The organism is Cryobacterium ruanii, from assembly GCF_004404055.1.
Lineage (GTDB): Bacteria > Actinomycetota > Actinomycetes > Actinomycetales > Microbacteriaceae > Cryobacterium > Cryobacterium ruanii.
Window position 1 is genome coordinate 180060 of the sequence record NZ_SOHK01000009.1, and the last position, 21606, is coordinate 201665.

Sequence of the window (21606 nt, forward strand, 5' to 3'; positions counted from 1 at the left end):
ACGCGCACGGATACAGCATTCCCCAGGAATGTTTCCCCCCCACAACTGGGTGTTCGACGATTGCGACACGCTGCGATCCGGCCCCCTAGGCTCCGAATGGATATACACGGCAACCCGGGGGAACACCATTTCTGAAAATATTGTCGCCAGCGCAAAGAAACCGCGGCTCAACCTCATATTCAGCAACCTTGAGCTCGTGATCGCGGTGCTGCTCGGCTTGGTGTCGATCGTGACCGCGTACGCGTCCTTTCAAGCCGCCCTCTACGACAGCCAGATGGCCGGTAACTACACGAAAGGCTCCAACCTCTCCACGGAAGCGGAGTCGCTCTACCTCGAGGGCAACCAGCAGTTCATCCAGGACACCCAGGTTCTGAACCGGCTGAGTGAACTGACCATCGAGACCAACAGTGCCAACGAGACCCTGGCCCTCGACGCAAGCGACAAAATCGACGAACTCACCTTCATGTCGGTCTCCGAGGAGTTCGGTGCCGCTATCGCCTGGGGCGAGGCCGAGGACGTGTCCGACGCTGAGTTCTATCACAACCCGCAGGACAACGAAGACTATCGGGACTTTCTCTTCTCCGGCTGGTCCGATACGAAAGCCGAGGCCGATGCCATGATCGCCGAGGGTGACACGTTCAACAGCCTCAGCGACCGCCTCACCCTCAACACCGTGCTCATGGCCATCTCCCTGTTCCTCCTCGGTGTTGCCGCCGTGGTTCGCCTGGCTCGCGTGCAGCTCGTGCTCATGGGTACCGGAATGGCCATCTTCCTCGTCGCTGGCGTGCTGACCGCCGGCATCCCCTTCGTCGGGCTGTGATGGAGCGCGGCAGTACCCGTTCGCTCGGGCGCCGTAGCGCTGCCGGGCTCCTGTTCGGCGTCCTTCTGCTCGGCGCGAGCGCGTGCAGCTTCGAAGCGGATGCCGACGCCTCCTCCGCAGGCGCCGGCAGCTGGACGGTGCTCACCTACTCCATCGCCGATACCGATCTCGAGCCGTACATGATGGTCGACGTCGACGAGATGGGCCAGGTCGGTTCAAGCGAGAACCTGAGCATCGTCGCCCTCGTCGACCGCGCTGCGGACTACAGTTCTGACCCCGTTCTGGGCCTCGATGACTGGACCGGCGGCAAGCTCCTCGAAATCAACGAGGGTTCCGCCACCGAAGTGGAGGATCTTGGTGATGTAAACACCGGCGATCCCGCTGTTCTGGCCGAGTTCGTCAGGCGAGGCATCGAAGAATACCCCGCCGACAATTACGCCCTGATCATCTCCGATCACGGAGCCTCCTGGCCGGGTGTCGGCGGCGATGAGTCGAGCGACAACGACTCGCTAAGCCTCGCGGAAATCGACACGGCCCTGGCCACCGGCCTCAACGCGGTCGGCGTCGACAAGCTCGACCTGCTCGGGTTCGATGCCTGCCTCATGGCCACCTATGAGGTCGCGAGCACCCTCGCGCCGCGCGCCGACCTGCTGCTCGCCTCGCAGGAGCTCGAACCCGGCCACGGCTGGGACTACACCGCGCTCGACGCGGCGAGCGTCCCCGTGAACGGCCAGACGCTCGGCAGCGCCCTGTTGGCCGGCTTCGCCGCGCAGGCCGCCGACGAGGGCAACGAGTCGGGGATCACGCTCTCGCTCGTTGACCTGACCCGGATGACCGCCGTCGACGACGCCCTCGCAACATTCAGCGCGGCCCTGGTCGACCGCGCAGCCGCCGTGGCACCGGTCGTCGGCGTGAGCCTGGCCGGCACGCTGGGATTCGGGCGCAGCCCCGACCCACTTGAAGACACCCACATGACCGACCTGGGCATTCTGGCCGGAGAAATCGGCGTGGAAGCCCTTGACGTCTCGGATGCCGCCGACGACCTCGTTCGCGTGATCAACGACGCCGTGCTCGACAAGGTCGATGGCCTGGCGACCCTAGGTGCCACCGGGCTGTCAATCTACTTTCCGCCGCAGCAGGAGTATTTCTCCGCGGATTACCTGAGCCTTGACCCCACTGGGGGCTGGAGCGACTTTCTCTCCTCCTATTACGCAGCCGGCGCGAGCATCCCCGCCGGTGAACGGGCGCAATTCACGGCCACCGAGGGTGAGGTTTCCTTCGCTGACGACGGCCTGTATATCTCGGGGCCGTTCGCCTCCGCCGAGAATCTGGCGAAAGCCAGCATCCGCTATGGCCTGATCGAAGCGGATGGCTCGATCACCTTCCTGGGGCAGGAAGAGGCCTCCTTCAGCAGCGATGGCTCCGGCGTGGCCGAGGGCTTCTTCGACCTGACCACCCTGCAGATCAGCGACGACGAAGACACCGTGAACGCGTACCTGCAGCTCGACACCGACGAAGATGCGGGGGTGACGACGATTAATGTTCCCATGGCGTATTACTCGCCGGAGGATCTGGACGGCGAGACGTACCAGGACGTGCTGCTCACCATCACGACGGATGCCGAGACGCAGGACGTGCTCACCGAGACCTACTACGCCTTCAACGCTGACCTCGGCACTTACGGCGAACTCACGGCGGACCCCGCGGGCATTATCGTTCCCGAAGTGCTCAACGTGCTCGCTGACGGTTCCGAGGAATGGCTGGCCACGAGCGATTATGGCCTGTACGCCGATCTGCCGTACCTGCAATACGATTTTGTGGCGCTCGAATCGGGGACCGAGCTGTACATCGAACTGGGCGTGGTCGACTACGGCGGGAACACGTCGACGGTGAGCGCCCGGGTCACCGTTCCCTAAACCCGGGTCACCGTTCCTTAAAGAGGGAGGGACCGCCGGCACGATCGCCAGCGGTCCCTCCCTCTGCTCTTAGCGACGGTAGTTCGGGGCCTCGACCACGATCTGCACGTCGTGCGGGTGTGATTCCTTCAGGCCAGCCGGCGTGATGCGCACGAACTTGCCCTTCTGCTTGAGCTCGGCAATAGTACGCGCTCCCACATAGAACATCGATTGCCGCAGGCCGCCGACAAGCTGGTAAGCCACGGCCGCGAGCGGGCCACGGAACGGAACCTGGCCTTCGATGCCCTCGGGGATGAGCTTCTCGTCGCTCGGAACGTCACTCTGAAAGTAGCGGTCCTTCGAGTACGACGTCTTCGAGCCGCGGGTCTGCAGCGCGCCGAGCGACCCCATGCCGCGGTAGGTCTTGAACTGCTTGCCATTGACGAACACGAGTTCGCCGGGGCTTTCGGTGCAGCCGGCGAGCAGGGAGCCGAGCATGACGGTGTCAGCACCTGCTACGAGCGCCTTGGCGATGTCACCGGAATACTGCAGTCCGCCGTCGGCGATCACCGGAATGCCGGTTTCGCGGGCGGCGAGGGAAGCCTGGTAGACGGCGGTGATCTGGGGAACACCCACACCGGCCACGATGCGGGTGGTGCAGATCGAGCCGGGGCCTACGCCCACCTTGATGGCGTCGGCGCCCGCGTCGATGAGCGCCTGGGCGCCGGAGCGGGTGGCCACGTTTCCACCGATCACGTCAACGTCAGCGAAGGCCTTGTCGGATTTCAGCCGACGAATGATGTCGAGCACACCGGCGCTGTCGCCGTTCGCGGTGTCGACCACGAGCACGTCCACCCCCGATTCGAGCAGGGCACTCGCGCGCTGCCAGGCATCACCGAAGAAGCCGATGGCCGCACCGACGCGCAGGCGGCCGGCGTCATCCTTGGTGGCGAGGGGGTATTCCTCGCTTTTGTCGAAGTCCTTCACGGTGATCAGACCGGTGAGCTTGCCGTTGGCGTCGATCAGGGGAAGCTTTTCAATTTTATGCTTCGCGAAAATCGCGAGCGCGTCCTCGGGGGCCATGCCAACCTTGCCGGTAATCAGCGGGGACCTGGTCATGACCTCGCTCACCCGCGTGAGCGCCTTCCTGGCGTGCGGCACAAAGCGCATGTCCCGGTTGGTGATGATTCCCACGAGGATGCCGTCGGCGTCGATGACGGGCAGCCCACTCACGCGGAACTGTCCACAGAGGGCATCGACCTCGGCCACGGTCGCGTCGGGCGACGTGGTGACCGGGTTGGTAATCATGCCGGATTCGCTGCGCTTGACCAGATCCACCTGTTCGGCCTGGTCATTGATCGAGAGGTTGCGGTGCAGAATCCCGAGTCCGCCCTCGCGGGCCATAGCGATCGCCATGCGAGTCTCGGTGACGGTGTCCATGGCGCTGGAGAGCAGCGGCAGCGACACGTCGATGCGCCTGGTCAAGCGGGATTTGGTGACCGCCTCACTCGGAATGACGTCGGTGTGCCCCGGCAGGAGCAGGACGTCGTCGTAGGTGAGCCCGGTGAATCCGAACGGATCTGGCTGATCCATGAAACCCCTTACCTGTAGCGAAGAACAGTAAATTATCCGGCAAAACGCGTGTATTTACCGGTCCTTCAATGTTAAGCGTGTTTGGGCTCATCACATTCCGCCCACGAATTGTGAGCCAGTGCGGAGTTTCGCAACATATAGGACATAATCGGCAGGTACTCCCAACAATGTCGTTGGCAGTTGTTACCCGGCGCCCGCCCGGTCACCCCCCGGTCGGCACCAACATGGAGGTCCCGTGAAGTCCACTCTTACGGCTCAGAGATACATACCCAGAATGCTCGCCATTCTGTTCGTCACACTTCTCACAGCCCTTACCATGGCGACCTTCTCGGTGAGCAGTGCGCAGGCCGATGAAGTGGGCACCGAATACGACTTCACCCTCTCGGGCAACGTGAAGTTCAACGGCGAGGCCCTCGATGGCGTAGCCGTCGCCGTGGACGGCAACGGCTACCAGGCCGACACCGTGACGGATGCCGAGGGAAAATGGTCGATCGGGGTACCCGAAAAGGGCACCTACGAGGTCACCCTCGACGAAGAAACCCTACCGAAGGGCGTCGTCGTCGCTAAAGGTGGCAATGTCATCGATGCGGAGTTCGGGCTGACCGACCGGCGCTCGGTCAACTTCTTCCTCGGCGAGGGCACCCGCAACACGGTGAGCTTCTTCGACCAGTTCGTCAATCGTTTCGTCAACGGCTTGAATTTTGGCCTGCTGCTGGCCCTGGCGGCAATCGGGGTATCACTGATTTTTGGCACGACCGGGTTGAGCAACTTCGCCCACGCAGAGTTGATCACCTTTGGCGCGCTGATGACGCTGGTCTTCTCGGTGCAACTCGGCCTGCCCATCTGGCTGGCCATTTTGATTGCCATAGTGCTCAGCGGCGCGCTCGGGTACAGCCTCGATGCGGTGCTGTGGAAACCGCTGCGCCGCAAGGGCGTGGCGGTAATCCCGCTCATGATCGTGAGCATCGGGCTCTCCCTCGCGCTGCGTTATCTGTACCAGTACTTTTTCGGCGGCAGCACGAGCCAGCTTCCAGGCGCCGGCATGGCCGACCTCAAATTCGGCGCGATCTCGCTCTCCCCGATCGACCTCGCGAGTATGGGCATCAGCATCGTGGTGCTGCTCGCTGTGGCCTATTTTCTGCTGCGTACCCGCATCGGCAAAGCCACCCGCGCCGTGTCCGACAACCCAAGCCTGGCTTCGGCGAGCGGCATCGACGTCGACAACGTCATTCGCATCGTCTGGGTGGTCGGCGCTGCGCTGGCCGGACTCAGCGGCGTACTCTGGGCGTACTTTCGCCCGGGCGTCAGCTGGGACATGGGTTTTCAGATGTTGCTTCTGGTTTTCGCCGCGGTGACCCTCGGCGGTCTCGGTACGGCCTTCGGAGCCCTCGTCGGTTCCCTCATCGTCGGGCTTTTCGTTGAGCTATCGACGCTCTGGCTTCCGTCCGACATGAAGGTCGTCGGCGCCCTTGTTATTTTGATCCTGGTGCTGCTGTTTCGACCGCAGGGCATTCTGGGTCGTAAAGAGAGAATTGGTTAGGGGTTCACATGGACTGGGGAGCAATCTTCAATAATGCCGCCGTCGAGCTGATCAGCCCGACGACGGCCGCCTACGCACTCGCCGCACTCGGGCTCGCCGTGCACTTCGGTTACACCGGCCTGTTGAACTTCGGCCAGGCCGGATTCATGGCCCTCGGGGCTTACGGCTACGCGATCTCGATCCTGACCTTCGGGTTTCCAGTCTGGGGTGCTTTTCTGGTCGGCGTCGGTGCATCCGTTCTCTTCGCGTTGATCCTGGGTATCCCCACCCTGCGATTACGCGCTGACTATCTTGCGATCGTCACGATTGCCGCCGCCGAAATTGTCAGGCTGTTGTTCACGACGAACACCTTCGCCTCCGTCACCGGCTCGGCCAACGGTCTCAGCGGCTACAAGAACGAATTCGCGGCGCTCAACCCGCTTGCCGATGGCACCTACGGCTTCGGCCCGTTCACCAACAACGCCTACGACACCTGGCTGCGTATCGTGGCCTGGTCGATCGTCATAGTCGCGGCGTTGCTGATCTGGCAGATCATGCGCAGCCCCTGGGGTCGCGTCATCAAGGGCATCCGCGAAGACGAAGACGCCGTGCGTGCGCTCGGCAAGAACGTCTACGCGTACAAAATGCAGTCGCTGATTCTCGGTGGCGTCTTAGGTACCATCGCCGGCATGATCTTTGCCCTGCCGCGGGCGGTCGTTCCATCGAACTATCAGACGACGCTGACCTTTTTCATCTACGCCATTCTGCTGCTGGGCGGGGCCGCGACGGTCCTCGGCCCGATCATCGGGTCCATGCTCTTCTGGGTGCTCTTGTCGTTCTTCTCGGGCTTTGTCGCCCGGGCCGTCGAAGCGGGCTGGTTGCCGTTCATGTCGGCCATCCAGGGCGGTCAGCTGCGCTTCATCCTGGTAGGAGTGGCGATTATGTTGATCGTCATTTTCAGACCGCAAGGCATCTTCGGCAATAAGAAGGAGTTGGCCTTTGTCCGCTAACGCTGGTCCTCTCGATCCTGCGGCTCCGCTGGAGCCGCCCGTACCCACCAATAAACCGGTCAAGACGACCGGCTTGCACGTCGGTGAAGCCGAACCGGGCTGCGCCAAGGTCGACCCGATTCTGATCGTCGATAATGTGCGTCGTACCTTCGGCGGTCTCACCGCCGTCGATGTCGCCCACGTTGAAGTTCCACGCGGTGCGATCACGGCGCTCATCGGTCCGAACGGGGCCGGCAAGACCACCCTGTTCAACCTGCTGACGGGCTTCGACAAGCCCGACGACGGCAAGTGGACCTTCGACGGGCGCTCGCTCGCCGGTGTTCCCGCGTACCGCGTGGCTCGGATGGGCCAGATTCGCACGTTCCAGCTGACCAAGGCACTCGGGCTGCTCACCGTGATGGACAACATGCTGCTCGGGGCCAAGGGCCAGACCGGCGAGAACATATTCCGCGCCCTGATGCCGTTTCTCTGGCGCAATCAGGAGGAGGAGAACCGGGCCAAAGCGCTCGACCTGCTCACCCGGTTCAAGCTCGACACCAAGAAGGACGACTACGCGGCGAGCCTGTCCGGCGGGCAGCGCAAGCTGCTCGAAATGGCGCGGGCGCTCATGAGCGACCCGACCCTGGTGATGCTCGACGAGCCGATGGCCGGGGTCAACCCGGCCCTTACGCAATCGCTGCTCGACCATATTCTCAATCTCAAGTCGCAGGGCATGACCGTTCTGTTCGTGGAGCACGACATGCACATGGTGCGCCACATCGCGGACTGGGTGATCGTGATGGCCGAGGGCAAGGTGGTCGCCGAGGGCGATCCGCACGAGGTCATGAAGAACCCGGCCGTGATCGACGCCTACCTGGGGCAGCATCACGACGAAGATATCGGGGAAGACCTGGGCACCGAGACCGAGCACGTGTCAGCCATTAAGGAGTTGCTCGATGACGAACGCTAATCCCATGACCGCGCCGGCGTCGACCGAAACCCGAGAGGCGGTCGTCGAGGTCAAGAACGTGACAGCCGGTTACGTCACCGGCGTAAACATTCTCAACTCCTGCTCGCTGACCGCTTACGCGGGCGAACTGATCGGCATCATCGGCCCGAACGGTGCCGGCAAGTCGACGCTGCTCAAGTCGATCTTCGGCCAGGTCAAGGTACGCGACGGCGAGATTTTATTGCGCGGCAAGAACATCACCAACCTCAAAGCGAACAAGCTCGTCGCGCAGGGAGTGGGTTTCGTGCCGCAGAACAATAACGTTTTCCCCACCCTGACCATTCGCGAGAACCTGGAGATGGGCATCTTCCAGAAACCCAAGGGACTCATCGAGAGGCTCGAGTTCGTGACCGAGATTTTTCCTGAGCTGAGCAAGCGGATGTCGCAGCGCGCGGGGTCGCTCTCCGGCGGCGAACGACAGATGGTCGCCATGAGCCGCGCGCTCATGATGGGCCCGCACGTGCTGTTGCTCGATGAGCCGAGCGCCGGTCTCTCCCCGGTGCGCCAGGACGAAGCCTTTTTGCGCGTGAAGGAGATCAACAAAGCCGGCGTGACCACGATCATGGTCGAGCAGAACGCCCGTCGTTGCCTGCAGATCTGTGACCGCGGTTATGTGCTCGACCAGGGCCGCGACGCCTACACCGGCACCGGACGTGAGCTTTTGAACGATCCCAAGGTGATCGGTCTCTACCTCGGCACCCTCGGGCAGGATTAGCAACCGAAAACACCCCTGCCAGCCCGTGGCGGCGTCCGAGACTCTCTCGGGCGCCGCTTCTGTGTGTGTGTTTGCTGAGTGGATACTGGCGGCCGGCTCGCCGCATCCGCCTAGGTGAATCGCCGGGGGTACGCAGAAGGGCCCCGACCGAAGCCGGGGCCCTTCAATCATTCAGCCGAGCAGTATTGCTAGTTGATGCGCGTGTACTTGTTGTCGGCACCGAACTGGTAGATCCCGATGCTGGCGCCGGTCGGGTCGCCGTTCTCGTCGAACGTGATCGGACCGGAGAAACCGTCGTAGTCGATCTGCTCGCCAGCTTTCAAGGCTGCAGCAGCCTTGACGAAGTCGGTGACTTTACTGCCATCGCCGGTTCCGCCGGAGACCTGACGCAGGTAGCTCGCGATTGATTTGCCCGATGTGTCGTTGCCCGCATAGGCGGCCAGGGCGGTCAAGATGACGGCGTCATATGACTCCGCTGCGTAGCTGTAGTCGGTCAGATCCGGGTTGATCTCGAGCAGACGTTTGGTGAAGTCGCCGAGCGAAGCCGTGTCGAGGCCGGGTAGCGTGCCCTTGGAGCCCTCGATGAGGCCGGGTGCGAAGTCGGCGCTGTAGTCGGAGACGTTACCATCGACGAAATAGAGCTTGTCACCCGGAAAGCCGGAAGCGACGAGGTCGGGAACGATGACCTTGGCCTGGTCGAACGTGACCAGGGCGATCGCGTCGGGATCGGCTGCGGTGACTTCGGCGATCTGAGCGGTGAAGTTCGGGTCACCCTCATTGAACAGCGCGGTCGCAACGACCTCGCCGCCAGCTGCTGTAAACGCGTCACTGGTGTACTTGGCCAGGCCGGTTCCGTAGGCGTCGTTCAGCACGATCAAGCCGAGGGTGGCGTTGCCATCGTCAGCGATCTGGGTGCCGAGCACTTCGCCCTGCAGTACGTCGGACGGGGCCGTACGCCAGTACAGACCGTTATCGGCATAGGTGGTGAACGCGTCCGAGGTGTTGGCCGGGGAGAACTGCACGACGCCGGCACCGGTGATCTGGTCGATCACGGTCTTGGAGACACCCGAGGAGGCCGCACCGATGATGGCCGTGACGTCCTGCGAGAGCAGGTCGGTCACGGAGACGGTGGCGGTGTCGGTCGTGGTGTCGCCCGAGTCCCGGAAGATGGCATCGACGGTGATACCGAGGCCGGCGGCATTGATGTCGTTGACAGCGAGCTGTACGCCGGCTTCTTCGGGCGGGCCGAGGAAGGCCAATCCACCACTCTGGGGAAGGATGGTGCCGATCTTCAGGGACAGATCGCGATCACCGGCCTCCACAGTTTGGAAGTCCGCGGCATCCGCCGAGGGCGCTGCAGAATCACTAGTCTCGGTCGCCGCGCCGTTGCTGCAGCCGGTGAGCACGAGTGCGCTCACTCCGACCAGTGCGATACCGGTAACGAGTGTACGAACTGAGCGGGAGGCCGAGGCCTTCGCAAATACGCTCATGTTGCTCCTTGATTGATAAAGAGGTAAGTCTGGTCAGTCGATTGACTGCCGTGGTGTCAGAGTAGGCAATCAATTGCCTCGAAACCTACCTGTGCGTGTCGCAACCGTGTAAAGCGACCAAATCGTTACGAACGGGCGCCGGTGATCCCCTGATAATCAACGATCTGCTTCTCACTCAGTGCGAACACACACTCTCCCCAGGAGGCGCACACGGCGCGTCCGGAAATCACCTGCGGCCAGCCCGCTTCGAGCGATGCACCGCCATCGTCGCCGGTGATGACGGCCGCGAGAGCGGCCGTCATCACTCCGTCGTAGGCCTCCGCGCCGCCGTCGGTGCTGGCCAGGCCGGGGTCGGCGGTCTTCAGCCGGGCGGTAAATGCCTCATCGGCGGCGAGCGGCGAACCGCCGTTGGCGAAGTCGCCGAGGGCGACGACGGCCGCGCTGCCAACAAAGCCTTCAGCATCCGCTGGCAACACCGTCGTTGCGTCCCACAGTACGAGGTCAACTCCGCGCGCAACCAGGTCGGCGTAGGCGGTGGCGAGGTCGCCGGCTGAGTTGCGATGAATGAGCTGCACGGGCTGGGTCGGAATGGCCTGTTCGGCGAGGATGTCACGCACGGCGAGTTCGGTGCCGGCAACCTGGGCAGCGCCACTCCCGGCGTTGTCACCGGTCATGGGAAACAGGGTGCCAATGACCATCGTTCCGTCGCCGGAATGTGCGACGGTGGGTGCTGTCGTCGGAGTGGGACTCGGTGCGGCAGCCGGTGTGCTCGTGCAGCCCGTGAGGGTGAGGGCACCAAGCAGTACGGCGACGATGAGCGGGCGACGGGGCATCTGGTTCCTTTTGGTGCGCGGGCTGTTGGTTTTAGAGTATCGATGCTCAGGCCGGTTCAAAGGCACGGCGGCGCGGAGCACGACCGGAGGCGATCATGTCAACCGTCAAAATGATCAGGGCCACCCAGACCAGCCCGAAGCCCACCCAGCGTTCGAACGGCATCGCCTCGTTCAGGATGAACACGCCGACGAGAAACTGGATGACGGGCGCGACGAACTGGATGAGCCCGAGCACGGAAAGCGGCAGCCGCCGCGCGGCTGCCGCGAACAACAGTAGCGGCACCGCGGTGATGGCACCGGCCGCGAGCAGGCCCGCGGTGTGCCAGCCGGAGACCGTGCCGAAGGTGAGGCCGGAAATGCCCGACACGACGAAAAGTTGGACGACGGCGACCGGGGCGAGCCAGGCCGTTTCGAGGGTGAGGCCGGTCACGGCGTCGACATTCGGTCCGACGCGTTTCTTGATCAGGCCGTATAACCCGAAAGAGAACGCGAGAATCAGCGAGATCCAGGGCAGCGAGCCGTACCCGAACGCGAGAACGACCACGGCGAGAAAGCTGATGCCGATGGCTACCCATTGCAGCCGGCGCAGGTGTTCGCGCAGCACGAAGACGCCGAGCAGCACGGTGACGATCGGGTTGATGAAATAGCCGAGGGCCGCTTCGACGACGTGGCCGGTGGTCGCGGCGATCACGTAGGTCTGCCAATTGATGAAGATGAACACCCCGGCCAGGCCCATGGTCCAGACCAGGCGCGGCTGCTTGAGCGCCCGCCCGAGCACGGTCCAGCTGCGGGTGAGCGTTATGATCAGGGCGCAGAAAACGAGCGAGAACAGCACCCGCCAAGCCACGATTTCAAAGGCACCCGAGGGGGCGAGCAGCAGAAAGTAGAGCGGCAGCACACCCCAGAGGGCGTAGGCGAGGCCGCCGAAGATCAGCCCGGTGCGGTGGGTTCTGCGAGCCGCCGTCTCGGCCGGTGCTTCGGCATCCGTCATGATTCTTCTCTCCTGCAAAACAGAAAATGCGCAAACAAAAACTCCCGGACAGCGAAGCCATCCGGGAGTTTCAGTCTAAAGACCAGTTTCAGTCTAAAGACCAGGTAGTGAGCACCTACTTAGCGAACGACCACGGCGAGCACGTCGCGAGCGGAGAGGACCAGGAGGTCATCGCCACCGAACTTGACCTCGGTTCCGCCGTACTTGGAGTAGATGACCTTGTCGCCGACGGCGATGTCCAGGGGAACGCGGTTGCCGTTGTCGTCAATACGGCCGGGGCCGACTGCAACAACTTCGCCCTCTTGGGGCTTTTCCTTCGCGGTGTCAGGAATGACCAGACCTGATGCGGTGGTCTGCTCCGCGTCGACCTGCTTGATGACGATGCGATCCTCGAGCGGCTTGATGGAGACCGACACGGTTGACCTCTTTCTAAGACTTGGGTTAGCAGACTCACAGCGAGAGTGCCAAGTGAAGTTTAGGGGGCTTCTGGCACTCACGCAACGTGAGTGCCAGAAGGGGGTCATTTTGGTAGCGTTGCAGCATGGATCGAACCGAACTCGTTGAGCTGCTTTCCCCCGCGAGTTTGCGGCTACTCGACTCCCTGCCGCCCTATGACAACAAGGGCAACGTGCTGGCGCTCGTGAGCGAGCTGCGCAAAGCCGGACACGCGCCGGGGCTCGTGTCGGCCGTGCTCAGCCAGTCCCGGCTGCGGGCGAAGGCTTCGGCCAAGTTCGGTGAATTCGCCGAGCGGATGCTGTTCACCGACGCCGGCCTCGAGCAGGCGACGCGGCTGCGGGTCGCCGCCCTGCACGCCGGCCGGTTCGCCGGTCTTGGTGCCGCCCTCGGCCGCCCGCCGCGGGTCGCCGACCTCGGCTGCGGCATCGGCGGCGACGCGATGGCCCTCGCGGCGATGGATCTGCCGGTCGTCGCCGTCGACGCCGACGAGGTCACGGCCACCGTCGCAAGTTTCAACCTCGCGCCGTTTCCCAACGCCTCGGCGCTGCAGGCCGATGCGGAGACCGTGGATCTGACCGATTTTGATGCTGTCTGGCTCGACCCGGCCCGCCGCACGAGCGGCCACAGCAACACGACCCGGCTGACCCGCTCCGAGGACTATTCCCCCTCGCTTGACTTCGCCTACCTGCTCGCAACACGGCTGCCGCTCGGTATGAAGCTGGGGCCCGGTCACGATCGCGCCCAGATACCGGTCGATGCCGAGGCCCAGTGGGTGTCGGTGGACGGCCAGCTCGTGGAGATGGGGCTGTGGTTTGGCGCGCTCGCGCGCCCGGGCATCCGTCGGTCGGCATTACTCCTAACCGCAGGTGGTGTGCAGGAACTGACCGCTGCCGCCGACAGCGCCGACACTCCCGTGGGCGAGCTGGGCCATTACGTCTACGAACCAGACGGCGCGGTCATTCGGGCACGCCTCATCGGCGACCTGGCCCGCTCGTTGGATGCCCGCATGCTGAGCGACGGCATCGCCTACCTGACCAACGACACGCTCACGTCGACGCCGTTCGCGAGCGCGTTCCGGGTGCTTGAGACGCTGCCGTTCGATGAGAAGAAGCTGCGGCTGGCGTTGCTCGAGCGTCGCATCGGAACGCTCGAGATCAAGAAGCGCGGCGTCGACGTCGACCCGGCGACGCTACGCACCCGGCTGAAGCTCACGGGACCGGAATCGGCGACCCTGATTCTGACGCGCGCCGCCGGGCATCGGGTGGCACTGCTCGTGGAACGCGTGCGCTAGCTGGTCGGCTAGAGCAGCGGCAGCACGATCTGGCTGATGTAAACGATCCAGCCGGCCGCGAGCAGAACTCCGATGATTCCGCTCACAAGGCCATTCATCCAGAGCGTACGTGCCCGGTTCTCGGTGGTGCGCGCGATCAGCGCAAGGGTGATCGCGATGAATGCGAGCGGCAGTCCAAAGACTCCGATCACACCGAGGGCCAGCCCGACCAGGCCGCAGACCACGGAGGCGACGGCGAGGCGACGGCGGCCGGTGATGCGCTCCACCTCCGCCTCGGTGTAGGCATACGGCACGAACTCGGTAGGAGCGGTGACGGTCGATGACCAATCCAGCTGGCTGCCGGGCGGCGCCGGGGCACGCGTGTAGCCCAGCTGCGCTGAGGCGTCGTCCTGCTGGTGGGGTGTGCTCATGGCTGTCCTCTGGCCTGAAGCCGCAATCGCTCAGGTCGGCCGGTCGTTTCTGACCGCGGTGGATCGGGTGCTGGTTAGGAGTTGAAGCTCGTGGTGCTGGCAGCCCCAGTGACGAGGATCGCGACGAAGACGATGCCGATGATGATATAGACGACGATGCCGAGGTAGCCCAGGATCAGGCCCCATAGGGCCAGGCCGTAACCCTTCTCACCGGTTTTCTTGATCTGGCTCATCGCCATGTGTCCGGTGATGACGGCCACCAGGGAGATGAAGAATACACTCACGAGCGAGATGATCGCCAAAACGTTGTACTTGTCCTGCGCGTTCTGCTGCCCGTAGGGGTTCTGGCCGTAGGCGGGCGGCTGGCCGTAGGCCGGAGCCTGGGCATAAGCGGGATCCTGACCATCGGATGCTACCGGGGCGCCCGGTGCCGGGTAGCTCGGGTAGGCCGGCGGCCCACTGGAGTCGGCGGGTTTCGCGTTCGTCGGGTCGTTTCTGGTGGGGTCGACGGGCGGCTGGGTGGGATCAGACATCTGCGGTCTCCTTCATAATTTCGTTCGGTGGTCGCAGGGCCAGATTATCGCGTTACGGCGCGCCGGGCGACTGGGCTGAGTCCGAGACCTGGATCTGACCGACCGGCAGGGTGGAATCAGCGCCGAATTCCAGCGTCGATGGCTCGTGCCCGGCCATGATGAGTTGCGCGCCGAGGGCGGCGATCATGGCACCGTTGTCGGTGCACAGGGAGAGCGGCGGGATACGCAAGGCCACGCCCGCGGCATCCGTTCTCTCGGTGGCGACCTGACGCAGTCTGGCGTTGGCGATGACACCGCCGCCGAGCAGCAGGCGCGGCACGTCGTAGTCGGCGCACGCGGCGAGGGCTTTGGTGAGAAGGATGTCGACGACCGCCTCTCGAAAACTGGCCGCGACATCGCTGATCGGTACCGGTTCGCCGGCATCCTGGCGCTGTTCGACGAAGCGGGCGACCGAGGTTTTCAGCCCGGAGAACGAGAAGTCGTAGCGGTGCGCGGCCATGTCTTTGGGCTGGCTGAGCCCGCGCGGAAATCGAATGGCCTTCGGGTTGCCGGAAGCAGCGACCCTGTCGATCTGCGGCCCGCCCGGATAGGGCAGCGAGAGCAGCCGGGCGACCTTGTCGAAGGCCTCGCCGGCGGCGTCGTCGATGGTCTCGCCGAGCAGTTCGACGTCGCTGACCAGGTCGCGCACCAGCAGCAGCGAAGTGTGCCCGCCCGAGACGAGCAGCGCAATCGTTGGGTAGTCGAGCGGCGCGGTGTCGCGGGTGTCAATGTCGCTGTGCAGCAGGTCGGCACCGACGTGGCCGACGAGGTGGTTGACCGCGTAGATCGGTTTGTCGAGCGCGACGGCGAGCGCCTTCGCGGCGCCGACCCCGACCATGAGGGCGCCGGAGAGCCCCGGACCGCAGGTGACGGCGATGGCGTCGAGATCGGTCAAGCGGATGCCGGCCTCGGTGACGGCCGCGCTGATGGCCGGCACGAGCTCGTCGAGGTGGGCCCGGGCCGCAATTTCGGGCACGACGCCGCCGTAGCGCGCGTGCTCGTCCATCGAGCTGGCGATGGTGTTGGAGAGCAGCGTTGTGCCCCGCACGATGCCGATGCCGGTCTCGTCGCAGGAGGTCTCGATGCCGAGCACGAGGGGTGCTGATCTATTCAGGGCGATGCGGTTCATGGCCGTCACAGGGTCTCCACGGTCACGAGCATAGATTCCAGTTCGGGAATATCCAGGCGCATAACGAGGGCATCCACGTTGTCGGGCTGGTAGTAGCCACGGCGCACCCCGACTTCGATGAACCCGAGTCGTTCGTACAGGTGCTGGGCGCCTGGGTTGTCGGCGCGTACCTCGAGAAAGATCAGCCGGGCGCCGCGTTTGCGAGCCTCGCTGATGAGTGCCTGCATGATCGTGCGACCAAGGCCGCGGCCGCGGGCTGATTCGGTGACGGCGATGGTCTGGATGTCGCCCTCGGTAGCTCCCTGCGGGGCGAGCAGCCCGGCGTAGGCCTCGATGTTGGTGGGGTCGTCGGGCGGAAAGGCCACGAGGTAGTAGCAGGTCGGGTCACCGAGATCGCGCACCATCATCGGCGCCGACCAGGCATCGTTCTCGAAGATGCTGGTCTCCAGCGCCATGATGGCCGCGAGGTCTTCTTCATGCGCGCGGCGCAGCTGCCACGTCATCGGCTGACCCGCTTAGGACCATTCGAGAGTGTCACGTCGGGCGAGCGCAGGTAGAGCGGCTCATTCGCCGCGAACGGGCGCTGGTGCGCGTAGCTCAATTCGGCGACCATACCGAGCTCGCCCGCCGAGACCGTGGCGGCTTCGAGTCGTCTCCAGCCCGCGTGTCGCCAGCTCGGATCATCGAGATCGGCGGGTTTGGCGAGGCCGGGCGGGCCGACGCGCACGGGCAGGCCGACGGCGTCCGCAGCGCTGTAGGCGCTCCAATAGATTTCGCGGCGGCGGGCGTCGGTGACGACGACGAGCGGGCCCACGTGGCCGCGGCGATAGTGGCCGTACGCGATGGCGTCGTGGCTGATCACCGGTACGAGCGGTGTGCCGGCGCCGAGGGCGAATACACGGGCGGAGGCGATGCCGACGCGCAGTCCGGTGAACGGGCCGGGGCCCATGCCGCCGACGACGCCGGAGAGGTCGGCCGGAACGATGTTCGCTTCAAGGAGGCACTGCACGGTGAAGGGACCGACGATTTCGGCGTGGCGCATCGTGTCGGCTTCGCTGCGTTCGGCGATGACCCCGCGTTTCAGGTCGACGACGGCGACGCTCGTGCCGGCGGAGGTATCGATGGCGAGTAGCACTTATTCAGCCTAGGCGCTCGCTGCTGGTTTAGTTCGCGGTGAGCCCCGGCGCGCGCTGGGCGCGCACGGCCTTGATGCTCAGCTGCACCGCGGCCAGGATGAGCAGTCCGGCGAAGAGGATGCCCGACAGTTGCGGCGGAATAATGAGCGCGAGCGCAACTCCCGGGGCGGAGACGAGGGTTGCCGCGACGCCGACCACGAGTCCGGCGCGCACGTCGACGAGCCGGCCGCGAATGTTTGACACGGTGCCCACAATGCCCGTCGGCAGCATCACGAGCAGTGAGGTGCCCTTAGCGATCAGGTCGCTGGCGCCGAATAGCGCGATCAGGCCGGGCACGGCGATCACGCCGCCTCCGATGCCGAACAGGCCGGACGCGATGCCCATGAACAGGCCGAGCACGATGTAGCCGACGGCAACGTACCAGGTGAGGTCGATGGCCTCGCCGCGAATCGGGGCGACGAGCAACAGACGAGCGGCGACCAGAACGAGCAAGCCGATGAACATCCAACGCAGCCAAACCAGCGGGATGCGCCGCAGCAGTTTGGTGCCGATCACTGCACCGACCACGGCACCGATGACGATGAACCCGGCGGCAACGAGGTCGGTTTGCCCGTTGAGAAAATAGGTGGTGGCACCGACCGCTGAGGCCGGCACGATCGCGACGAGTGAGGTCGCGGCGGCGCGGCGCTGGTCCATTTGGGCCAGGCCCGCGAGCAGCGGCACCATGACGATGCCGCCACCGACGCCGAACAGGCCAGAAAGGAACCCGCCGATCACGCCGATCAGGGCGAGGACGAGCCAGTACCGAACACTCGCCACGCGGACGCCCGAATCAGGCGTCACGAGTGCGTGCTGACGACGAAGCGGTGAACAGGCATGGGTTCAGCCTAGGCGGGTTGCGACGGCAGCGATTGCGGCAGGCAGGACCAGCGCGGCCCGTGGCCGCTGATGGTGAGGGTACGCGGTTCATCGAGATCGTGATCCAGATCGATAACGGATGCCGCGGCATCCGTTTCGCCTGCGGCCAGCGACCGGCCGTGCGGCCGCTCGATCTCGATGTCGAGCCAGGACTCGGTCACGCCGTCGAGCAGGCCGCGGCCCCACTCCACCACCACGATGGAACGGGCGAAATCGATGTCGAGGTCGTCGAGCTCCAGGGCGCTGCCGAGGCGGTAGGCGTCGACGTGCACGAACGGCGGCCCCCCGACGAGGCTCGGATGGGTGCGCGCGAGCACGAAGGTCGGGCTCGTAACGGCCCCGCGCACCTGTAGTCCCTCGCCGAGGCCGCGCGTGAGGGTGGTCTTTCCGGCGCCGAGCGGTCCGGTGAGTACGACCAGGTCGCCGGCCTGCAGGGTCCGTGCGAGATCGACACCGAATCGGTGCATCGCCGCCGCATCGGCTATCGTGCGGGAGAGCTCAGCCATTGGTGTGTCGCCGCGCCACACGGTGCCCGATGCGGGTCACGATCTCATAGTTGATCGTGCCCGCTGCGTTGGCCCAGTCGGTCGCGCTCGGCGCTCCGGTGGCCGGATCGCCGAACAAGACGACTTCATCGCCGACGGCCACGCCCGGATTATCGGCGCCGAGGTTCACGACGAACTGGTCCATCGCCACCCGCCCGACCAGGGGATAGTTCTCGCCGTGAATGTGCACGAGCGCCGCGCCCGACGCCTGCCGCGGTATGCCGTCGGCATAGCCGAGCGGCACGAGAGCGAGGGTGGAATCGTGCGGCGCCCGCCACAGGTAGTCGTAGGATACTCCGGCGCCCGCATTCACCCGGCGCACGAGGGCCACTCGGCCGCGCAGCGTCATGGCAGGAATCAGCCCGAGGTCGGCGCTGGCGGCATCGTCGAACGGCGACAGACCGTAGACGGTGATGCCGAAGCGCACCATGGAGAAGCGGGCGGCCGGCATTCGTAGAGCCGCCGCCGACGACGCCAGGTGCACGAGCGTCGGGGTCAGGCCGGCCGCGCGGGCGGCGGTGACGCCGCGTTCGAAGCACTCCAGCGCCTGCTGGTCCTCGAACGCCGAGGCGTTAGCGAGGTGGCTCATGACACCGTCAACGCGCAGCAGTCCGACCCGCTCGAGCGCGGCGGCGAGCGCGAACACCTCGGCCCAGTCGTTCTCGTGCACGCCATTGCGACTGAGCCCGGTATCAAGTTTCAGGTGAACGGATGCGGCCCTGCCGAGTTTCGCCGCGGCATCCGCTACCTGTTGCAGCTGCCGCGCCGAGGAGAGCCCGACGGTGACGTCATCGTCGATGGCGGCGCTGAAATCGGCATCGGGGTCGTGCAGCCAGGCCAGGATCGGCGCGTCGATGCCGGCGTCACGCAGCGCGAGTGCCTCGTCGATGTCGGCGACGCCGAGCCAGTCGGCCCCGCTGGCGAGAGCGGCGCGCGCCACCGGCACGGCCCCATGACCGTAGGCGTTGGCTTTGACGACGGCCATCGCGTGCGGGGTGCCTACGAGTTGGCGCAGGTGGGCCATATTGTGGCGGATCGCGGCGAGGTCGATCACGGCCTCGCGAAACTCGGTCATGACTCCCCCTCGGTGACGACGAACGCGCAGGCCACCCCGGCATCGTGCGTCATGGTGACGTGTATTCGCTTGATGCCGCGATCATCCGCTGCTTTCAGGGCTGCCCCGCTGAGTTTGAATTCGGGGTTGCCGTGGGAGTCGTTCACAATTTCCATCTCGTGCCAGGTGGCGCCTGCACTATCGCCGAGGGCCTTGATCAGGGCCTCCTTCGCGGCGAAACGCGCCGCAAGGGAGTGCACCGGCAGGCCGCGTTCGCTTTCGGCGAACAGCCGCGGCACGAGGCGCGGCGTGCGCTCGACCTGGCGGGTGAACCGCGCCAGGTCGACCACATCGACCCCGATGCCCTTGATCATCTGGTCCTATTCGACGGTGACGGACTTCGCCAGGTTGCGCGGCTGGTCGACGTCGAGGCCCTTGGCGCGGGCGAGTTCCATGGCGAACATCTGCAACGGCACCACGGCCAGCAGTGGTTCGAACAAAGGCGCCGCGAGCGGAATGTGAATGACGGTGTCGGCGAATGGCAGCACGGCGGCATCGCCGACCTCGGCGATGGCGATGATGCGGGCACCGCGGGCGCGGATCTCCTGAATGTTGGAGACGACCTTCGGGTGCAGGTGGGCTGAGCCGCGCGGGCTCGGCACGACGACGAACACCGGCTGCCCGGGCTCGATCAACGCGATCGGGCCGTGCTTGAGCTCGCCGGCCGCGAAGCCTTCGGCGTGGATGTAGGCGAGTTCCTTGAGCTTGAGGGCACCCTCGAGCGCGATCGGAAACCCGACGTGTCGGCCGAGGAACAGCACCGCGCGGGTGTCGCTCATCCAGCGGGCCAGCTGACGCACCTCGTCTTCGACGCCGAGCACGGTGGCGATCTTCTCCGGGACGGCCTGCAGTTCGGCGACCTGTGCGGCCTGCTCGGCCTCGGGGAGGCTGCCACGCACCCGGGCGAGGTGCAGGGCGAACAGGTAGAGCGCGGTGATCTGCGCCACGAACGCCTTCGTCGACGCGACGGCGACCTCGGGGCCGGCGTGGGTGTAGATCACGGCGTCACTCTCGCGCGGAATGGTCGCGCCCTGCGTATTGCAGATGGAGATCGCCTTGGCGCCGAGCGACATGGCATATTTGACGGCCATGAGCGTGTCCATGGTCTCGCCGGACTGGCTGATCGAGATCACCAGGGTATCGGCGCTGAGCACCGGGTCGCGGTAACGGAACTCGTGGCTGAGCTCGACGTCCACCGGCACCTGCGCCCACTTTTCAATGGCGTACTTGGCGGTCTGGCCGGCGTAGGCGGCGGTTCCGCAGGCGACGATGACGATACGACGGATGCCCGCGAGCACGTCATCACCGAATTCGGTCAGTTCGGGAACGACCACCCGCCCGTCGGTGATACGGCCACGCAGGGTGTTGGCGACGGCATCGGGCTGCTCGGAGACTTCCTTGGCCATGAAGCTGGACCAGCCGCCCTTCTCACTGGCCGAAGCGTCCCAGGCGATGTCGAACTCTTCCGTCTCGACGGAGTGACCGTCGAAATCGGTGACGGTGACGGCATCCGCTGTGATGGTGACGATCTGGTCCTGTCCGATCGCGACAGCGCGGCGGGTGTACTCGACGAACGCCGCCACGTCGGAACCGAGAAAATTCTCACCCTCGCCGAGGCCGATCACGAGCGGGGAGTTGCGACGGGCACCGACCACGACGCCAGGCTGGTCCTGGTGCACGGCGAGGAGCGTGAAGGCACCGTCAAGGCGAGCGACGATGGTGCGGAACGCTTCGGCCAGGTCACCGACTCGCTGGTATTCGCGGCCGAGCAACACCGCGGCCACCTCGGTATCGGTTTCGCTCTCGAAAGAGAAGCCCTCGGCGATCAATTCGGCTTTGAGCGGCGCAAAGTTCTCGATGATGCCGTTGTGAATCAATGCCAAGCGACCATTGTCAGCAAGGTGCGGGTGGGAATTTGCATTGGTGGGTGCGCCGTGGGTGGCCCAACGCGTATGCCCGATACCGGTTTGACCGTCGTTGATCGGGCGGGCCTTCAACTCCTCGACCAGGGCCGAAAGCTTGCCGGCCTTCTTGGCCGTGTTGAGCACGCCCCGCGAGTCGATGACGGCTATTCCCGCGGAGTCATACCCGCGATATTCGAGCCGCCGGAGTCCTCCCATCAGAACGTCGACGGTTTTGTTGCTTCCGACATAACCTACGATTCCGCACATGGAAGTCGAT

At 64.8% G+C, this 21606-nt stretch carries 22 protein-coding genes; 7 read left to right on the forward strand and 15 right to left on the reverse strand.

Going from position 1 to position 21606, the window contains the following annotated elements; translation table 11 throughout:
• Positions 1-196 precede the first annotated feature (196 nt).
• Both E3T47_RS06685 and E3T47_RS06690 read left to right on the forward strand, forming a co-directional pair.
• Positions 197-820: a hypothetical protein gene (locus E3T47_RS06685; protein WP_206751332.1), complete on the forward strand. Its 624-nt coding sequence runs from the start codon at positions 197-199 to the stop codon at positions 818-820.
• Positions 820-2736 carry a clostripain-related cysteine peptidase gene (locus E3T47_RS06690; protein WP_241982042.1) on the forward strand — a complete coding sequence of 639 codons (1917 nt, stop codon included), beginning with the start codon at positions 820-822 and terminating at the stop codon, positions 2734-2736. The genes E3T47_RS06685 and E3T47_RS06690 overlap by 1 nt, the downstream gene beginning before the upstream one ends.
• A gap of 69 nt (positions 2737-2805) precedes the next feature.
• Here E3T47_RS06690 and guaB read toward each other — a convergent pair whose 3' ends face one another.
• A complete protein-coding gene (gene guaB / locus E3T47_RS06695) occupies positions 2806-4308 on the reverse strand; it encodes an IMP dehydrogenase (RefSeq protein WP_134555367.1) in 1503 nt (500 codons plus the stop codon).
• Between the two features lie 274 nt (positions 4309-4582).
• On the opposite strand from guaB, the gene E3T47_RS06700 reads away from it, so the two are divergent.
• From E3T47_RS06700 to E3T47_RS06715, 4 genes are read left to right on the forward strand one after another with little or no spacing between them, the layout of a single operon-like run.
• Positions 4583-5848, forward strand: a complete 1266-nt coding sequence (locus E3T47_RS06700) for a branched-chain amino acid ABC transporter permease (RefSeq protein WP_134555368.1) — start codon at positions 4583-4585, stop codon at positions 5846-5848.
• A gap of 8 nt (positions 5849-5856) precedes the next feature.
• Positions 5857-6837: a branched-chain amino acid ABC transporter permease gene (locus E3T47_RS06705; RefSeq protein WP_134555369.1), complete on the forward strand. Its 981-nt coding sequence runs from the start codon at positions 5857-5859 to the stop codon at positions 6835-6837.
• 28 nt (positions 6838-6865) lie between these two features.
• Entirely contained in the window at positions 6866-7786 is a 921-nt protein-coding gene (locus E3T47_RS06710) for an ABC transporter ATP-binding protein (RefSeq protein ID WP_174844648.1), read from the forward strand.
• Complete coding sequence (locus E3T47_RS06715; RefSeq protein WP_134555371.1) at positions 7773-8540, forward strand: ABC transporter ATP-binding protein; 768 nt, start codon at positions 7773-7775, stop codon at positions 8538-8540. Before E3T47_RS06710 ends, E3T47_RS06715 begins: the two co-directional genes overlap by 14 nt.
• 188 nt (positions 8541-8728) lie before the next feature.
• Here E3T47_RS06715 and E3T47_RS06720 read toward each other — a convergent pair whose 3' ends face one another.
• From E3T47_RS06720 to groES, 4 genes are all read right to left on the reverse strand, one after another.
• Positions 8729-10030, reverse strand: coding sequence for an ABC transporter substrate-binding protein (locus E3T47_RS06720; RefSeq protein ID WP_134555372.1), 1302 nt, complete (start codon positions 10028-10030; stop codon positions 8729-8731).
• A gap of 125 nt (positions 10031-10155) precedes the next feature.
• Positions 10156-10863: an ABC transporter substrate-binding protein gene (locus tag E3T47_RS06725; protein WP_134555373.1), complete on the reverse strand. Its 708-nt coding sequence runs from the start codon at positions 10861-10863 to the stop codon at positions 10156-10158.
• Positions 10864-10909: 46 nt separating this feature from the next.
• A complete protein-coding gene (gene rarD, locus E3T47_RS06730) occupies positions 10910-11854 on the reverse strand; it encodes an EamA family transporter RarD (protein WP_134555374.1) in 945 nt (314 codons plus the stop codon).
• Positions 11855-11973: 119 nt separating this feature from the next.
• The gene (groES, locus tag E3T47_RS06735; protein ID WP_092107311.1) at positions 11974-12270 is read right to left on the reverse strand and encodes a co-chaperone GroES; all 297 of its coding nucleotides are present in this window, start codon (positions 12268-12270) and stop codon (positions 11974-11976) included.
• A gap of 125 nt (positions 12271-12395) precedes the next feature.
• Here groES and E3T47_RS06740 point away from each other — a divergent pair, with 125 nt between their 5' ends.
• Positions 12396-13601, forward strand: coding sequence for a class I SAM-dependent methyltransferase (locus tag E3T47_RS06740; RefSeq protein ID WP_134555375.1), 1206 nt, complete (start codon positions 12396-12398; stop codon positions 13599-13601).
• Positions 13602-13609: 8 nt separating this feature from the next.
• Here E3T47_RS06740 and E3T47_RS06745 read toward each other — a convergent pair whose 3' ends face one another.
• The 10 genes from E3T47_RS06745 to glmS form a co-directional block, all read right to left on the reverse strand.
• Positions 13610-14011: a DUF4190 domain-containing protein gene (locus tag E3T47_RS06745; RefSeq protein ID WP_134555376.1), complete on the reverse strand. Its 402-nt coding sequence runs from the start codon at positions 14009-14011 to the stop codon at positions 13610-13612.
• 74 nt (positions 14012-14085) lie between these two features.
• Positions 14086-14544: a DUF4190 domain-containing protein gene (locus E3T47_RS06750; protein WP_134555377.1), complete on the reverse strand. Its 459-nt coding sequence runs from the start codon at positions 14542-14544 to the stop codon at positions 14086-14088.
• Between the two features lie 52 nt (positions 14545-14596).
• Positions 14597-15712, reverse strand: coding sequence for a tRNA (adenosine(37)-N6)-threonylcarbamoyltransferase complex transferase subunit TsaD (gene tsaD / locus E3T47_RS06755; protein ID WP_134555435.1), 1116 nt, complete (start codon positions 15710-15712; stop codon positions 14597-14599).
• 5 nt (positions 15713-15717) lie between these two features.
• A complete protein-coding gene (gene rimI / locus E3T47_RS06760) occupies positions 15718-16215 on the reverse strand; it encodes a ribosomal protein S18-alanine N-acetyltransferase (protein ID WP_134555378.1) in 498 nt (165 codons plus the stop codon).
• Positions 16212-16847: a tRNA (adenosine(37)-N6)-threonylcarbamoyltransferase complex dimerization subunit type 1 TsaB gene (gene tsaB / locus E3T47_RS06765; RefSeq protein ID WP_134555379.1), complete on the reverse strand. Its 636-nt coding sequence runs from the start codon at positions 16845-16847 to the stop codon at positions 16212-16214. Before tsaB ends, rimI begins: the two co-directional genes overlap by 4 nt.
• A 28-nt stretch (positions 16848-16875) precedes the next feature.
• Positions 16876-17691, reverse strand: coding sequence for a sulfite exporter TauE/SafE family protein (locus E3T47_RS06770; protein ID WP_241982023.1), 816 nt, complete (start codon positions 17689-17691; stop codon positions 16876-16878).
• Positions 17692-17735: 44 nt separating this feature from the next.
• The gene (gene tsaE, locus E3T47_RS06775; RefSeq protein ID WP_134555380.1) at positions 17736-18272 is read right to left on the reverse strand and encodes a tRNA (adenosine(37)-N6)-threonylcarbamoyltransferase complex ATPase subunit type 1 TsaE; all 537 of its coding nucleotides are present in this window, start codon (positions 18270-18272) and stop codon (positions 17736-17738) included.
• A complete protein-coding gene (alr, locus tag E3T47_RS06780) occupies positions 18265-19386 on the reverse strand; it encodes an alanine racemase (RefSeq protein ID WP_134555381.1) in 1122 nt (373 codons plus the stop codon). Before alr ends, tsaE begins: the two co-directional genes overlap by 8 nt.
• Positions 19383-19739, reverse strand: a complete 357-nt coding sequence (locus tag E3T47_RS06785; RefSeq protein WP_134555382.1) for a holo-ACP synthase — start codon at positions 19737-19739, stop codon at positions 19383-19385. The genes alr and E3T47_RS06785 overlap by 4 nt, the downstream gene beginning before the upstream one ends.
• A 6-nt stretch (positions 19740-19745) precedes the next feature.
• Positions 19746-21596, reverse strand: a complete 1851-nt coding sequence (gene glmS, locus E3T47_RS06790; RefSeq protein WP_134555383.1) for a glutamine--fructose-6-phosphate transaminase (isomerizing) — start codon at positions 21594-21596, stop codon at positions 19746-19748.
• Positions 21597-21606: the final 10 nt, after the last annotated feature.

Coding starts and splice junctions, on each gene's coding strand:
- guaB (WP_134555367.1), bottom strand. CDS start 4,308: ATGGATCAGCCAGATCCGTTCGGATTCACCGGGCTCACCTACGACGAC.
- rimI (WP_134555378.1), bottom strand. CDS start 16,215: ATGACGTGGCAGCTGCGCCGCGCGCATGAAGAAGACCTCGCGGCCATC.
- E3T47_RS06785 (WP_134555382.1), bottom strand. CDS start 19,739: ATGATCAAGGGCATCGGGGTCGATGTGGTCGACCTGGCGCGGTTCACC.
- tsaE (WP_134555380.1), bottom strand. CDS start 18,272: ATGGCTGAGCTCTCCCGCACGATAGCCGATGCGGCGGCGATGCACCGA.
- E3T47_RS06700 (WP_134555368.1), top strand. CDS start 4,583: ATGCTCGCCATTCTGTTCGTCACACTTCTCACAGCCCTTACCATGGCG.
- alr (WP_134555381.1), bottom strand. CDS start 19,386: ATGACCGAGTTTCGCGAGGCCGTGATCGACCTCGCCGCGATCCGCCAC.
- rarD (WP_134555374.1), bottom strand. CDS start 11,854: ATGACGGATGCCGAAGCACCGGCCGAGACGGCGGCTCGCAGAACCCAC.
- E3T47_RS06720 (WP_134555372.1), bottom strand. CDS start 10,030: ATGAGCGTATTTGCGAAGGCCTCGGCCTCCCGCTCAGTTCGTACACTC.
- E3T47_RS06725 (WP_134555373.1), bottom strand. CDS start 10,863: ATGCCCCGTCGCCCGCTCATCGTCGCCGTACTGCTTGGTGCCCTCACC.
- E3T47_RS06715 (WP_134555371.1), top strand. CDS start 7,773: ATGACGAACGCTAATCCCATGACCGCGCCGGCGTCGACCGAAACCCGA.
- E3T47_RS06690 (WP_241982042.1), top strand. CDS start 820: ATGGAGCGCGGCAGTACCCGTTCGCTCGGGCGCCGTAGCGCTGCCGGG.
- tsaD (WP_134555435.1), bottom strand. CDS start 15,712: ATGAACCGCATCGCCCTGAATAGATCAGCACCCCTCGTGCTCGGCATC.
- E3T47_RS06705 (WP_134555369.1), top strand. CDS start 5,857: ATGGACTGGGGAGCAATCTTCAATAATGCCGCCGTCGAGCTGATCAGC.
- E3T47_RS06750 (WP_134555377.1), bottom strand. CDS start 14,544: ATGTCTGATCCCACCCAGCCGCCCGTCGACCCCACCAGAAACGACCCG.
- glmS (WP_134555383.1), bottom strand. CDS start 21,596: ATGTGCGGAATCGTAGGTTATGTCGGAAGCAACAAAACCGTCGACGTT.
- E3T47_RS06745 (WP_134555376.1), bottom strand. CDS start 14,011: ATGAGCACACCCCACCAGCAGGACGACGCCTCAGCGCAGCTGGGCTAC.
- E3T47_RS06740 (WP_134555375.1), top strand. CDS start 12,396: ATGGATCGAACCGAACTCGTTGAGCTGCTTTCCCCCGCGAGTTTGCGG.